8 protein-coding genes are annotated in these 15,002 nt (G+C 72.5%); 2 read left to right on the forward strand and 6 right to left on the reverse strand.

Annotation, left to right across the window (positions count from 1 at the left end; genetic code table 11):
* Positions 1-1,668, reverse strand: coding sequence for a choline dehydrogenase (betA, locus tag AB0M29_RS05145; protein ID WP_365379102.1), 1,668 nt, complete (start codon positions 1,666-1,668; stop codon positions 1-3).
* A gap of 204 nt (positions 1,669-1,872) precedes the next feature.
* On the opposite strand from betA, the gene AB0M29_RS05150 reads away from it, so the two are divergent.
* Entirely contained in the window at positions 1,873-2,619 is a 747-nt protein-coding gene (locus AB0M29_RS05150) for an IclR family transcriptional regulator (RefSeq protein WP_365379104.1), read from the forward strand.
* On the opposite strand, the gene AB0M29_RS05155 is transcribed toward AB0M29_RS05150, so the two are convergent.
* The 5 genes from AB0M29_RS05155 to AB0M29_RS05175 all read right to left on the reverse strand — a co-directional run bounded on the left by AB0M29_RS05155 (position 2,607) and on the right by AB0M29_RS05175 (position 7,261).
* Positions 2,607-3,749, reverse strand: a complete 1,143-nt coding sequence (locus tag AB0M29_RS05155; RefSeq protein WP_365379107.1) for an aromatic ring-hydroxylating dioxygenase subunit alpha — start codon at positions 3,747-3,749, stop codon at positions 2,607-2,609. The genes AB0M29_RS05150 and AB0M29_RS05155 overlap by 13 nt on opposite strands.
* Positions 3,750-3,787: 38 nt before the next feature.
* The gene (locus AB0M29_RS05160; protein ID WP_365379109.1) at positions 3,788-4,951 is read right to left on the reverse strand and encodes an FAD-dependent oxidoreductase; all 1,164 of its coding nucleotides are present in this window, start codon (positions 4,949-4,951) and stop codon (positions 3,788-3,790) included.
* Complete coding sequence (locus tag AB0M29_RS05165; RefSeq protein ID WP_365379111.1) at positions 4,948-5,310, reverse strand: bifunctional 3-phenylpropionate/cinnamic acid dioxygenase ferredoxin subunit; 363 nt, start codon at positions 5,308-5,310, stop codon at positions 4,948-4,950. The genes AB0M29_RS05160 and AB0M29_RS05165 overlap by 4 nt, the downstream gene beginning before the upstream one ends.
* 224 nt (positions 5,311-5,534) lie before the next feature.
* Entirely contained in the window at positions 5,535-6,176 is a 642-nt protein-coding gene (locus AB0M29_RS05170; protein WP_365379113.1) for an MBL fold metallo-hydrolase, read from the reverse strand.
* Complete coding sequence (locus AB0M29_RS05175; RefSeq protein WP_365379116.1) at positions 6,176-7,261, reverse strand: S-(hydroxymethyl)mycothiol dehydrogenase; 1,086 nt, start codon at positions 7,259-7,261, stop codon at positions 6,176-6,178. Before AB0M29_RS05175 ends, AB0M29_RS05170 begins: the two co-directional genes overlap by 1 nt.
* A 403-nt stretch (positions 7,262-7,664) precedes the next feature.
* On the opposite strand from AB0M29_RS05175, the gene AB0M29_RS05180 reads away from it, so the two are divergent.
* Positions 7,665-14,936 carry a SpvB/TcaC N-terminal domain-containing protein gene (locus AB0M29_RS05180; RefSeq protein ID WP_365379118.1) on the forward strand — a complete coding sequence of 2,424 codons (7,272 nt, stop codon included), beginning with the start codon at positions 7,665-7,667 and terminating at the stop codon, positions 14,934-14,936.
* The last annotated feature ends 66 nt before the right edge of the window (positions 14,937-15,002 follow it).

The raw sequence follows: 15,002 nt of genomic DNA on the forward strand, positions 1-15,002 counted from the left end.
TTACCCGGCCTGCTTCTGGGCGTCGCGGTGCCGGTAGTACACGGCCTCGGACGCGGGCAGCGGCTCCTTGCCGAGGATGAGGTCGGCCGCCTTCTCCGCGATCATCATCACCGGCGCGTAGATGTTGCCATTGGTCACGTACGGCATCACCGAGGCGTCGACGACACGCAGCCCGTCCAGGCCGTGCACGCGCATGGTGGCGGGGTCGACCACGGCCATCTCGTCGGTGCCCATCTTGCAGGTGCACGAGGGGTGCAGGGCGGTCTCGCCCTCCTTGGCGACCCAGGCGAGGATCTCCTCGTCGGACTCCACCGCCGTGCCCGGTGAGATCTCCCCGTCGTTGTACGGGGCCAGCGCGGGCTGGTTGAGCAGCGTGCGGGCGACGCGGACCGACTCGACCCACTCGCGGCGGTCCTGCTCGGTCGACAGGTAGTTGAAGCGCAGCGCCGGGTGCGTGTCCGGGTCCTTGCTGGTGATCTTCACCGAGCCGAGGGCGTCGGAGTACATCGGCCCGACGTGCACCTGGTAGCCGTGGCCGCCGGCCGGTGAGGAGCCGTCGTAGCGGACCGCGATCGGCAGGAAGTGGAACATCAGGTTGGGGTAGTCCACGTCCTCGTTGCTGCGGGCGAAGCCGCCCGCCTCGAAGTGGTTGGTCGCCGCCGGGCCCTTGCGGAAGAGCCACTGCAGGCCGATGAAGGGGGCGCGCCACTTCGCCATGTACGGCTGCATCGAGACGGGCTGCTTGCAGGCGTACTGGATGTACACCTCCAGGTGGTCCTGGAGGTTCTCGCCGACGCCCGGCAGGTCGTGGACGACGTCGACGCCGAGCGCGGCCAGCTCCTCGGCGTTGCCGACGCCGGAGAGCTGCAGAAGCTGTGGGGAGTTGATCGCGCCGCCGCACAGGATGACCTCGCGGGCGCGCACCTGCTGGACCCGGCCGCGCCGCCGGTACTCGACGCCGACGGCCTTCTTGCCCTCGAAGAGGACGCGGGTGGCCAGGGCGCGGGTGGTGACGGTGAGGTTGGGGCGCTTGCGCACGGGCTTGAGGTACGCCTTGGCGGCCGACAGCCGGCGGCCCCGGTGGACGTTGCGGTCGAAGGGGGCGAAGCCCTCCTGCTGGTAGCCGTTGACGTCGTCGGTGCGGGGGTAGCCCGCCTCCTGGACGGCCGTCAGGAAGGCGGTGAACAGCGGGTTGGTGGCGGGGCCGCGTTCGAGGACGAGCGGGCCGTCGTGGCCGCGGAACTCGTCGTCGGGGCCGGCCGCGAGGCAGTTCTCCATGCGCTGGAAGTACGGCAGGCAGTGGGCGTAGTCCCAGGACCCCATGCCGGGGTCGGCGGCCCAGCGCTCGTAGTCCATGGGGTTGCCGCGCTGGAAGATCATGCCGTTGATGCTGCTGGAGCCGCCCAGGACCTTGCCGCGGGCGTGGTAGATCCGGCGGCCGCCCATGTGCGGCTCGGGCTCGGACTCGTACTTCCAGTCGTAGAACCGGCTGCCGATCGGGTACGTCAGCGCCGCGGGCATGTGGATGAAGACATCCCACGGGTAGTCCGGGCGGCCCGCCTCCAGGACCAGGACCTGGTTGCCCGGGTCGGCGGAGAGCCGGTTCGCCAGTGCGCTGCCGGCCGATCCGCCGCCGACGATGACGAAGTCGTATTGCAGGGGAGCCATGATGCCTCGTCTCGCTCGCGCCGTAGATACGCGTGGCATGCTAGTACGAGTATCGCTATACGCACCAGGTTGCGCGCCACGCAACTTGACCGGGGTCCGCTGTTCCTCCGCCGAAGCGTGGTCTGCGTTGTTTACCGCGCGTATAGTTTCGCTGTGAGCAACTACAGTCCAGATACTGAAACGACAGGTTCGCAGTCTGGCGGCGTGCAGTCCGTCGACCGCGCTATCAGCGTGCTGGAGATCCTGGCCCAGCGCGGCGAGGCGGGCGTCAGTGAGGTCGCCGCCGAGATCGATGTTCACAAGTCGACCGCGTTCCGGCTGCTCGGCGCCCTGGAGGCGCGCGGCCTGGTGGAGCAGGCGGGCGAGCGCGGCAAGTACCGGCTCGGTTTCGGCATCGTACGCCTGGCCGGCGCGGTCACGGGACGGATCGACATCACCCAGCAGGGCCGGGTGGTCTGCGAGCGGCTCGCCGAGGAGATCGGCGAGACCGTCAACATCGCGGTGAAGCAGGAGCAGTACGCGATCAACCTCTACCAGGTGCGCGGCCCGGGGGCCGTCTCCTCGCACAACTGGGTCGGCCAGCTCACCCCGCTGCACGCGACCTCCAGCGGCAAGGTCCTGCTGGCCTACATGCCCGCCCAGGAGCGTGCCGCGCTGCTGGCCGAGGCCGGGCTGAAGCGCGAGACCCCGCACACCCTGACCTCCAGGACGAAGCTCGAGAAGAACCTCACCGAGGCCAGGGAGCGCGGGTACGCCTGCACCGTGGAGGAGCTGGAGGTCGGGCTGCACGCCATGGCCGCGCCGATCCGCGACCGCGACGGGGAGGTCATCGCGGCGCTCAGCGCCTCCGGGCCCTCGTACCGGTTCACCGAGGAGCGCATGCACGAGCTGGCGCCGGTGCTCGTCAAGGGCGCGGAGGAGATCAGCCACCGCATGGGCTACCTGGGCTGAGTCTGCGGCCCTCCCGCGCCCAGGCGGCCGCGGACCCAGTCGTGGAACTCGCCGATGTGGTGCTCGCTGGGCACCAGCACGCCGCCCTTGGCGTACAGCCGGGAGCTCATCGTGGGCTGGCAGCGCTCACAGGCGTCGAAGTCCTGCCTGTTCACGCGGTCGAACAGCTCCACCGAGCGGCTGATGTCCTTGCCGCTGTCGACGACGCTCCTCAGATACAGCCAGTCGCACTCGACGATGGTGCGGTCCGCGGCGACCGGGTACATGCGGTGGAAGATCACATGGTCGGGGACGAGGTTGACGAACACCTGCGGCCGTACCGTGATCGCGTAGTAGCGGCGGTCCTGGTCCTCGGAGACCGTCGGTATGCGGTCCAGGCCCTCGGAGCCGTCGATGGTGAAGCCCTTGACCTCGGGGGCGAACTCCGCGCCGTGGCCCACGTAGTACTGGGCGGCGTAGCCGTCGGCGAACTCGGGGAGCACCTCGGTGAGTTCGGGGTGGATCGTGGCGCAGTGGTAGCACTCCATGAAGTTCTCGACGATCAGCTTCCAGTTGGCCTTCACGTCGTAGACGATCCGCCGGCCGACCTCGAGGTTCTCCATGTCGTAGTGCGCGATCGACTCGGTGTCGCCCAGCCGCGCCACGACGTCCCGCTCGACCTCCTCGAAGGGCGGCGGGTTCTCCGCCAGGCACACCCACACATAGCCCAGCCACTCATGCGTGGCCACGCTCGCCAGGCCGTACTCGGTGCGGCCGACGTCGGGCATCTTGGTGAGGTTGGGCGCCGCGACGAGCTTGCCCGTCAGGTCGTACGTCCAGGCGTGGTACGGGCACTGGAAGGCCCTCTTGACCTCGCCGGACTCCTCGGTGCAGAGCTTGGCCCCGCGATGGCGGCAGACGTTGAAGAACGCGCGGACGGCGGCGTCGCGCCCCCGCGTGATCAGGATGCTCTCGCGGCCCACCTCGACGGTCCGGAAGGCGCCCGGCTTCGCCAGGTCGGAGGAGCGCGCGGCGCAGAACCACATCGTCTCGAAGATGCGCTCCTGTTCCTGGGCGAAGATCCCCGGATCCGTGTAGGAGGAGCCGGGCAGAGTGGCGATCAGGCTGTCCGGCAGGCTGGTCGAGGTCACAGTTCACTCCTCGGAGAACGTCGTGGATCGGGGTGGTGTCAGACTGTGGCTGCGGCGAGTTGCTTGCGCCAGCGTGTGAAGAGCCGCTGCCGGCCCATCGCGAGTACGGCGACCGGGTCGCCGGCCCGCCGATAGACGGCCAGGAAGTCGCGGTCGCCGGGGGCGCCCTCCTCGACCGTCACACTGTCGGCGCCGGCCGCGTGACCGGCGAACTGGATCCGCACTCCGTATTGATCGGACCAGAAGTACGGCGGCCGTGGCACGCCCGGTGCCGCGGCGCCCCAGGACAGCAGCGCGGCGACGGCCGCGTCGGGCCGCTCCCGCGCGCCGGTCCAGTGCTCGACGCGGCGGTGGACTCCCGCGCGGGGGTCGTACCACGAGGCGCAGTCCCCGACGGCGACCACACCGGCGAGGCTGGTACGGCCGTCGGCCCCGCACGTGACGCCGTCGCCGAGCGCGACGCCCGATCCTTCCAGCCACTCGACGCAGGGGCGGGCGCCGACACCGACGACCACGGTGTCGGCGGGGATGCTGCGGCCGTCCTCCAGCAGGACGGCGTCCACCCGGTTCCCCCCGCTCAGTCCCTTGACGCCGACGCCGCACAGCAGCCGTACGCCGTGGTCCGCGTGGAGGGCGGAGACCACACCGGCCATGACCTCGCCCAGCGGTCCGGCGAGCGGCGTCGGCGCCGCCTCGACCACGGTCACGTCGAGGCCGAGGGCGTAGGCGGTGGAGGCGACCTCGGCGCCGATGAAGCCGCCGCCGATGACAACCAGCCGTCCGCCGAGGGCCAGTTGGTCCCGCAGCGCGCGGGCGTCGTCCAGGGTGCGCAGGGTGTGCACCCCGGCCAGGCCGTCGGTGCCCGGCAGCGTCCGCGCGACGGCGCCGGTGGCGATGACGACGCCGTCCGCCCGTACCGTCCGCCCGTCGGCGAGCCGGACGGCACGCTCGGCGCTGTCGAGTCCGGTGGCACGCACGCCGAGCAGCCATTCCGCCTGGAGGTCCTCGTCCTCCGCCTCCAGCGCGAGGTCGGTCTCGCCGATCGCGCCGGCCAGGAAGTCCTTGGACAGCGGCGGCCGGTCGTAGGGGCGGTGCGGTTCGTCGCCGATGACGACGAGCCTGCCGTCGTACCCGCGCTTGCGCAGCGCGCGCGCCGCCGACAGCCCGGCGAGGGAGGCGCCCACCACGGCGACGGTCCTCACGCCGGGCCGCCGGGGAGCCGGGAGGAGACGCAGGGCGGCAGGTTCGGCGCCTGCGCGGAGGGCCGCACATAGATCGTGCCGTCCTCGACGACGACCTCGTGGGTGCGGACCGGGCGCTTGGCCGGCGGGGCGTCGACGGCTCCGGTCCTGAGGTCGAACTTCGAGGCGTGCAGCGGGCATTCCACCTCGCACCCCTCCAGCCAGCCGTCGGCGAGCGAGGCGTCCTGGTGGGTGCAGGTGTCGTCGATGGCGAAGAGCTCGCCGTCCTCGGTGTGGAAGACCGAAACCGGCGGATCGATGTCCATCCGGAAAGCCTCGCCTCGCGGCAGATCCACGAGAAGGCACGCGGGAATCATCATGACACCTCGGTGCGTATAACGAAACGGATTGCGATGAGCGCAACGTCAGTGTGCGGGCGCCCCCCACCCTTGTCAAGGCACTCAGAGGGCCGACGGACTCGTCTCACGGTTGCTTGGTGCGCAACACGTAGCGCCATGGACAACACGCGGCGAGGGGAGGCCGACCGCCGACCGGACCGTACGGCCTGGTCACGGCGGATGCCGGCCCCTCCCGCCCGGGGCGGTCAGTGGCCGCGGTCGATCCACTCCTGGAGATGCGGCGCCTCGGCGCCGACGGTCGTCGTCGGCCCGTGGCCGGTGTGCACGACCGTGCCGCCCGGCAGGGTCAGCAACCGGTCCCGGATCGAGTCGATGATGGTCGGGAAGTGGCTGAACGACCGTCCCGTCGCCCCCGGCCCGCCCGCGAAGAGCGTGTCACCGCTGAAGAGCGCGCCGAGGCCCGGCGCGTACAGGCACACCGCTCCGGGCGCGTGGCCGGGCGTGTGCAGCACGGTGAGTTCGACGCCCGCCACCGCGACGACCTGCCCGTCGGCGAGCGTGCCGTCCGGCGCCCGCCCGGGATGGGTCTGCTCCCACAGCGGCAGGTCGTCGCCGTGGAGCAGGATCGGAGCGCCGGTACGGTCGGCGAGTGCGGGAGCGGCGTCGATGTGGTCGTTGTGGGCGTGCGTGCACACGATGGCCCGCAGCGTACGGCCGCCGAGGGCGGCGGCGATCGCGTCCGCGTCGTGCGCGGCGTCGACGACGACGGCCTCGGTGTCGTCGCCGATGATCCAGACGTTGTTGTCCACGTCCCAGGTGCCGCCGTCCAGCGAGAACGTGCCCGAGGTGACGAGGTGCTCGATCCGGACCCCGGCCGCGCCGGCCATCACAGGACCACCACCGAGCGGAGCACATCGCCGCCGTGCATCCGCTCGAACGCCTTCTCCACCTCGTCCAGCGCGATGGTCTCGGTGACGAACGCGTCCAGGTCCAGCCGGCCCTGCAGATAGAGGTCGATGAGCATCGGGAAGTCGCGCGAGGGCAGGCAGTCGCCGTACCAGGAGGACTTCAGCGCGCCACCGCGGCCGAAGACGTCCAGCAGCGGCAGTTCGAGCGTCATCTCGGGGGTCGGCACGCCGACCAGGACGACGGTGCCCGCGAGGTCCCGGGCGTAGAAGGCCTGCTGGTACGTCTCCGGACGGCCGACCGCCTCGATCACGACATCGGCGCCGAAACCGCCGGTCAGCTCGCGCACGGCCGCCACCGGGTCGCCCTGCCGGGAGTCGACCGTGTGGGTCGCGCCGAGCTTCTTCGCGGTGGCGAGCTTGCGCTCGTCGATGTCGACGGCGATGATCCTGGCCGCCCCGGCGAGCCGGGCACCGGCGATCGCCGCGTTCCCCACCCCGCCGCAGCCGATGACCGCCACGCTGTCACCGCGTCCGACACCTCCGGTGTTGATGGCCGCGCCGATGCCCGCCATCACCCCGCAGCCGAGCAGCCCGGCGGCCGCCGCCGACGCGCGCCGGTCGACCTTGGTGCACTGCCCCGCCGCCACCAGCGTCTTCTCCGCGAACGCGCCGATGCCGAGCGCCGGGGACAGCTCGGTCCCGTCGGAGAGGGTCATCTTCTGCTTGGCGTTGTGGGTGTTGAAGCAGTACTGCGGCCGTCCGCGCAGACAGGCGCGGCACTGTCCGCAGACGGCACGCCAGTTGAGGATGACGAAGTCGCCCGGCGCCACATCGGTGACGCCCTCCCCCACCGACTCCACGACACCCGCGGCCTCATGGCCGAGCAGGAACGGGAAGTCGTCGTTGATGCCGCCCTCGCGGTAGTGCAGATCGGTGTGGCAGACCCCGCACGCCTCGACCTTCACGAGCGCCTCGCCCGGGCCGGGATCGGGGACATTGATCGTCTCCAGGCTGACGGGGGCACCCTTCCCCCGCGCGACGACGGCACGGACCTGGTGAGTCATGGCTACTCCTCGGCTGGTGCGAGCCTGCTCGCATGTTGCTCATTACGGCACACATCTCATGTGTCGCAACACAGCATCATGGAGTGCCGAGCGAGGGTCAAGGACGTGGCACGGAACGCCCCGCCAGGGGACCCGCTCGTCCAGGACGACGCATCCCCAACGCGCGGCCGCGCCGCACCGTTACGGCCTTCGGCCGGTCCGCTGAGCGGAACAACCCTGGACATGACGGACCACCCATGCCACCGTCCCCGTCATGGCTCGGCGTGCCGGGGGGAATCGGCGCCGGGGACAGGGGACATGAGCCGGTCACGGGGGACGGCGGCGTACGGACGGGTGGGCGCCTTCGCGCGCGCCCGTCCCGTACGCCGCGCGCCGCCCTGACGGTGACGCCGGGGGGCGCCTGATGGGTACGGACACGACGACGGACACGGCCGCCGCCGGCTCGGTGATCTCGCTGCCCAAGGGCGGCGGCGCGATCGGCGGCCTCGGCGAGACGTTCACGCCGGACCTGTTCACCGGGACGGGAAACTTCTCGGTGCCGCTGGCGATTCCGGCCGGCCGGCACGGCGCCGCCCCGGGGCTGACCCTCACCTACAGCACGGGCAACGGCAACGGACCCTTCGGGCTGGGCTGGCGGCTCGGCCTGCCGGGCGTGTCGCGCAAGACCTCGCGCGGGCTGCCCCGGTACGTGGACGGGGAGGGCGCGGCAGGGGCCGGGGGCGAAGCGGCCGATGTGTTCGTGCTGTCGGGGGCGGAGGACCTGGTCCCGGTGGCGGGCGGGGCTCCGGGGCGGGCGCGGTACCGGCCCAGGACCGAGGGGCTGTTCGCCCGGATCGAGCATGTGACGGAGGACGGCGCCGACTTCTGGGAGGTGCGGGCCAAGGACGGCTCGCGGACCCGGTACGGCACACCCCGTCCGGCGGACGCGCCCGCCGGCTGGCGGGACCCGGCCGTCACCGCCGACCCCGCCGCGCCCGGCCATGTCTTCGGCTGGCGGATCACCGAGACCGCCGACCCGACGGGCAACCTGATCAGGTACTCCTACCTGCGCGACGCGGGCAGCGGGCCCGGCCACACCTGGGACCAGCCGCTGATCGCCCGGATCGCCTACGCCGACTACGGCGACCCGGCCGCCCCCTCCTTCCTGGTGACGGTCGACTTCGCGTACTCCGCCCGGCCCGACGCCTTCTCCGACCGCCGGGCCGGCTTCGAGATCAGGACGTCACTGCGCTGCGACACCGTCACGGTGACCACGCACGCCGCCGACGGCGTGGACCGGGTGGCCCGCGAGTACCGGCTCGGCTACGCGCAGGCGCCGTTCAACGGGGTGTCGCTGCTGGCCTCGGTGACGGCGGTCGGCATCGACGAGTCGGCGCCGCTCTCCGATCCTTCGAACCCGCCCACCGAGCCGCTGCCGCCACTGCGGTTCGGCTACGCGCCGTTCGAGCCCGCCGGGCGGACGTTCACGCCGGTCACCGGGCCCGGACTGCCCACCGTGTCGCTGGCCGACCCGGCGATGGCGCTGGTCGATCTGCGCGGGGTGGGGCTGCCCGACCTGGTGGAACTGGGCGCGGTGCGGCGGGTGTGGCGCAACGCCGGGGGCGGGCGGTTCGAGCTGCCCCGGGAGATGACCCAGGCACCGCCGGTGCGACTGACCGATCCCGGCGTGCGGTTCATGGACGCCGACGGCGACGGGCGGCCCGATCTGGTGGTGTCCGCGGCGGGCGGGGGCCGCTCCGCCGCGGGCGGCGTGGCGGGGTACTTCCCGCTCGCGTTCGGCGACGGCTGGTCGCAGCGGTCCTTCCAGCCCTACCGGCAGTCCCCCGCGGTGGGACTGGCCGACCCGCGGGTGAAGCTGGTGGACCTCGACGGCGACGGGCTGACCGATCTGCTGCGCTCGGGCGACCGGCTGGAGTGTTGGTTCAACGACAGCGACCCGCGGCTGGCCTGGCGCCGTACCGCCGTGAGCGGGAACTCCCGCCCGCCCGTCGACCTGGCCGACCCGAGGGTGCGGCTGGCGGACATGACGGGTGACGGCCTGCAGGACCTGGTGCTGATCCGCAGCGGCGCGATCACCTACTGGCCCCACCTGGGCCGCAACCGGTGGGGCGAGCCGGTGACGATGCGCCGGTCGCCGCGCCTGCCCGACCGGTTCGACCCGCGCCGGGTGCTGCTCGGCGATGTGGACGGGGACGGCGCGGCCGACCTGGTGTACGTCGACCGGGGCACGGTGCGGCTGTGGGGCAACCACTGCGGCGACTCCTGGACCGAGGAGCCGGTCACCATCACCGGCACCCCGGACGTGGTGAACACCGACGCGGTCCAGCTCTCCGACCTGCACGGCAGCGGGATGGCCGGGCTGCTCTTCAGCCGGTCGGCCGGCGGCCCCGGCCCGAGCGGCTCCCAGCTGCGGTTCCTCGACCTCACCGGCGGCACCAAACCGCATCTGCTGACGGACATGGACAACAACCTCGGCGCGCTCACCCGGGTCACCTACGCCCCCTCGACCGCCGAGTACCTGCGCGACCGGGCCGACCCCGCGACCCGCTGGCGGACCACACTGCCCTTCCCCGTCCATGTGGTCGTCAAGGTCGAGGTCACCGACCGGATCTCGGGCGGCCGGCTGACCACCGGCTACCGGTACCACCACGGCTACTGGGACGGCGTGGAACGGGAGTTCCGCGGGTTCGCCGCCGTCGACCGGTTCGACAGCGAGGTCTTCGCCGACGCGCCGGCCGGTGGTCCGGGCGCGCCGCCCGACGGGCACTTCTCGCCGCCGACGCTGACCAGGAGCTGGTTCCACCCGGGCCCGGTGGCCGCCGCCGAGGCCGGGGACTGGACGGAGCTGGATCTGCGGCACGAGTTCTGGGACGGCGACGCCCCGCTGCTGCCACGGCCGCCGCAGCAGACCGCGTTCCTGGCGGGGCTGGACCGCGGCGCCCGGCGGGCCGCGCTGCGGGCGCTGCGCGGGCGGGTACTGCGCACCGAGCTGTACGCGGTGGACGGCAGCGCCCGGGAGACCCGCCCGTACACGGTGACCGAGTCCGTGCCCGGCGTCCGGGAGGAGGAGACCGGACGGGACGGCGCCGTGCCGGACCGCGAGCGGATCTTCTTCCCGTTCACCACCGGCAGCCGCACCACGCAGTGGGAGCGCGGGACCGAGCCGATGACGGCGTTCGACTTCCCCACCGGCTACGACGCCTACGGTTTCGCCACCGGGCACCTCTCCGTGGCGGTGCCGCGCGGCCGTGACCCGCTCGCCGCCGCGACGGCGGACGGGGAGCCGTATCTGGCCACGTACACCACCACCGAGTACGCGCGCCGGGACGACGACGGGCACTACCTGATCGACCGGGTGGCGCGCACGACCGGCTTCGAGGTCGTCAACGACGGGCTGCTGCCGGTGGCCGGGCTGCGGTCGGCGGTGCTCGCCGGGGCGGGGCCGGGCGTGTCGCTGCGGGTGATCGGACACACCCGCACCCACTACGACGGCGAGGCGTTCACCGGTCTCGCGACCGGTGTGCTCGGCGACTTCGGGCTGCCGGTGCGTACGGAGTCGCTGGTGTTCACCGACGGTTTCCTGGACGCGCTCTTCGACCCGGCGGACCCGCGGGCGGTCACCCCGCGCCCGGCCTTTCTCACGCCGGGGCCGGTCGTCTGGCCGGACGAGTACCCGCGGGAGTTCCGCGCCGGGCTGGCACCGCTGGCGGGGTACACGCACTACTCCGACGCGGACGTGCCCGGCTCCCCCGGCGGGTACTACACCGCCTCCGCGCGGCACCGCTACGACGTGCACGACCCCGGCCGGGTGCCGCGCGGCCTCCCCGTGGCCTCGCTCGACCCGCTGGGGGCGCGGAGCACGATCGACTACGACCCGCACGACCTGCTGCCGGTCAGCAGCACGGATCCGGCGGGCCTGGTGACCTCGGCGGTCCACGACTACCGCGTGCTCCGGCCGCGCGAGACCACCGACGCCAACGGCAACACCGCCGCGGTGGCCTTCTCCCCCGCCGGGCTGGTCACCGCCCACTTCGTACGGGGCAAGGACGGCGAGGGCGACCGGACCGCCCCCTCCGCCCGGATGACGTACGACCTGCTGGCGTTCGCCCGGCAGGGCCTGCCCGTGTCCGTGCGGACCGACCGGCGGGTCCACCACGACACCGACACCGGCACCCCGGCCGACCGGCGCGACTCCGTCCTCACCTCGGTGGCGTTCTCCGACGGCTTCGGACGGGTGCTGCAGACCCGCACCCTCGCCGAGGACACGCTCTTCGGAGAACCGGTCTTCGGCGGCGGTGTCATCCCGGCCGGCGACCTCGCCCCGGCGGGCGACACGGTGGGGCGGACCAGGACCGCCGCCGACCCCGACAACGTGATCGTCTCCGGGCACCAGCGCTACGACAACAAGGGCCGGGTGGTGTGGACGTACGAGCCGTACCGCTCCGTCGGCTACGACTGGTCGCCCGCGCTCGACGCCCAACTCGGGCAGAAGAGCGTCATGTTCCACGACCCACGCGGTCAGGTCGTCAGGACACTGAACCCCGACGGCAGCGAGCGGCTCGCCGTCCTCGGCGTCCCGCACGACCTGTCCGACCCCGGCGGCTACGCGCCGACACCGTGGGAGACGTACACCTACGACGCCAACGACAACGCCGGCCGCACCCACCCCGCCACGTCCGGCGGATACCGCGCCCACTGGGACACCCCGGCGAGCACCACCGTCGACGCCCTCGGACGGACGGTGGTGAGCGTCGCGCGCAACAGCCCGGCCGCCGCGGACCGGTTGACCACGATGTCCGCGTACGACATCCGGGGCGACCTGATCTCGCTCACCGACCCGCTGGGACGGGTCGCCTTCGACTACCGCTACGACCTGGCCGGACGGCGCTGGCGCAGCGACGGCATCGACGCGGGGCGGCGCGACAGCGTGCTCGACGCGCTCGGCAGCCCGGTCGAGGCCCGCGACGCCAAGGGGGCGCTGTCGCTCAGCACGTTCGACCCGCTGCGCAGACCGGTCCGCCTGTGGGCGCGGGACGGCGCCGGCGAACCGGTGACGCTGCGTCAGATCCTGGAGTACGGCGACGGCGGCACGCCCGACCAGCCCGCCGCCGACCGTACGGCGGCCCGCGCGCTGAACCTGATCGGCCGCCCGGTGCGGCACCACGACGAGGCGGGCCTGGTGACAGTGGCGGCCGTCGACTTCAAGGGCAATGTGCTGCGGTCCGCCCGGCAGGTGGTGGCCGACGCGCCGATCCTGGCGTCGTACACCGCGGCGGCGGCCGACGGGTGGCAGGTCGTACCGTTCCGCACCGACTGGACCCCCGCCGCCGGCCAGAGCCAGGACCAGCGCGACGCCGAACTGCTCGAACCGGTCGGCTACACCACCACGAGCGGCTACGACGCCCTCGACCGGCTCGTCTCGTATCTGTTCCCGGCCGACACCACCGGCCACCGCGCCGAGTTGCGCCCCGTCTACAACCGGGCGGGCGCGCTGGAGTCGGTCACCCTGGACGGCGTGGCCCATGTGCGGCACCTGGCCTACGACGCCAGAGGACAGCGGGTGCTGGCCACCTACGGCAACGGCGTCATGACCCGCTTCGCGTACGACCCACTCACCTTCCGGCCGGTCCGGCGGCTCACCCAGGCGTACACACTCGTCGACGGCCTGACCTACCGTCCCTCCGGTCCTCCGCTGCAGGACCTCGGCTACGACCACGACCTCGCCGGGAACATCCTCGCCCTCCGCGACCGCACGCCCGGCAGCGGCATTCCCGGCAACCCGGACGCGCTCGGGGCGACCGACCCCGCACTGCGCGCCCTGCTCGGCAGCGGCGACGCCCTGGACCGCAGATTCGGCTACGACCCGCTCTACCGGCTGCTGTCCGCGACGGGCCGCGAGTGCCAGACGCCCCCGCCCGGCGACCCGTGGCCGGACGTGCCGCGGTGCACCGACGCGACCCGGGCCCAGGCGTACACCGAGACGTACGGCTACGACCCGGCGGGCAATCTGCTCACCCTGTCGCACGCCTCGGCGGGCGGCTTCACCCGTACCTTCACCCCCGCCGCCGACAGCAACCGCCTACTGCGGATGACGACCGGTACCACCCCCTACACGTACGCGTTCGACGCCAACGGCAACATGACCGGTGAGACGTCGTCGCGGCACTTCGGCTGGGACCACGCCGACCGGCTGCGGTCGTTCGCCACCCAGACCGCGGGCGCCGAACCGTCCGTGCACGCCCAGTACCTCTACGACGCCTCCGGCCGCCGGGTGAAGAAACTGGTCCGCACACAGGGCGGCGCCTTCGAGGTGACCCACTACCTCGACGCGGACTTCGAGCACCACCGCTGGGGCGCGGGCGAGAACCACCACGTCCATGTGAAGGCCGACGACGAACGCGTCGCCCTGCTGCGTTTCGGCCCCGCCCACCCCGACGACCGCGGTCCGGCCACCGCCTACCACCTCCCCGACCACCTCGGCAGCAGCTCCGCCGTCCTGGACGACACCGGCGCGGTCACCAACCGGGAGGAGTACACCCCGTACGGCGAGACGAGTTTCGGCAGCTACACCAGGAAGCGGTACCGCTTCACCGGGAGGGAGCGCGACGAGGAGAGCGGTCTCGCGCGGCACGGCGCGCGCTACTACGCGCCCTGGCTGGGGCGTTGGTCGGCCTGCGACCCGCTGGGCGCCCCGGGGGGCGCGAACCTGTACCAGTACCTGGGGAGTTCGCCGACCGGCGCCGTCGACCCGTCGGGCACCGAGCCGCAGGCGCCGCCCGGCAACGACGGCGTCGGCAACATCGCCCCCTACAACAAGCAGCCGAAAGCGGGGCGGGACGCCTCGGGAGCGCGCACCACCGAGAGCGAGCACGTCGTGCACAAAGCGGGGCTGAAAGACGTCACGCACGACGCGCAGACCGGGAGATCGGACTACACCGACAGCCACTACCGCAAGGACACGACGGTGAGGATCTCCCGCGACACCGCCCTGGACAAGACACACGCCAGTCGCGGCGGCGCGAACGCGGACAACGCACGGGCGAGCGCGCTGAAGGAGAAGGTGCGGACAGGACAAGGCATCAACTACCGCGAGGACGTGTTCCTGCCGTCGGTGGAGAACGCCCACCGGGCGGCCGCCGCAACCAACTCCCCCGTCTCCCAGTCCAGGATCAACGAGGCGGCGCTCGCCCAGGACGGCAATCTCTTCGCCCTCCAGACGCCCCAGCAGTCGGGAAGCGTCCTGTCCGGTACCGGCCGCGCGATCGCCGACCACCCCGACACCCTCGCGTTCGACCTGGTGCCCGAGGCGTCGTCGAGTTCCCTGCCGTCGACGCTCCCGCCACCCGGGCCGGAACTGTCCGCGTTCCGGAAGTTCGCCACGCCGGAGAACATGGCGAAGACCCTCGAAGTCGCTTCCTACGCGGTGCTCGCGTACGACCTGGCCACCGCGAAGACGCCGCAGGAGGCGGTCCAGGCGAGCACGAACTTCATGAAGGCGACGGTGGGCGCCACCGTCGGCGGAACGGTCGTGGGCGGCGCCGTCGGAGCGGTGTGCCCGGTGTGCGAACCCCCCGCGCAGGCGGCGGGAGCGGCGGCCGGGACGTACATCGCCACGCACACCGATGACATCGACTGGACGGAGGTCGCCTTCATCGGCGTGTTGATCCTGTTCTAGCGGGCCGACGGACTCCTCGCGCCCGGCCTCCCGGGCGGTGACCTTTGTTGCGCACCAGGAAGGGAA

Origin of the sequence: Streptomyces sp. NPDC051976, assembly GCF_040680795.1 — a bacterium.
Lineage (GTDB): Bacteria > Actinomycetota > Actinomycetes > Streptomycetales > Streptomycetaceae > Actinacidiphila.

Coding starts and splice junctions, on each gene's coding strand:
- betA (WP_365379102.1), bottom strand. CDS start 1,668: ATGGCTCCCCTGCAATACGACTTCGTCATCGTCGGCGGCGGATCGGCC.
- AB0M29_RS05165 (WP_365379111.1), bottom strand. CDS start 5,310: ATGATGATTCCCGCGTGCCTTCTCGTGGATCTGCCGCGAGGCGAGGCT.
- AB0M29_RS05170 (WP_365379113.1), bottom strand. CDS start 6,176: ATGGCCGGCGCGGCCGGGGTCCGGATCGAGCACCTCGTCACCTCGGGC.
- AB0M29_RS05175 (WP_365379116.1), bottom strand. CDS start 7,261: ATGACTCACCAGGTCCGTGCCGTCGTCGCGCGGGGGAAGGGTGCCCCC.
- AB0M29_RS05180 (WP_365379118.1), top strand. CDS start 7,665: ATGGGTACGGACACGACGACGGACACGGCCGCCGCCGGCTCGGTGATC.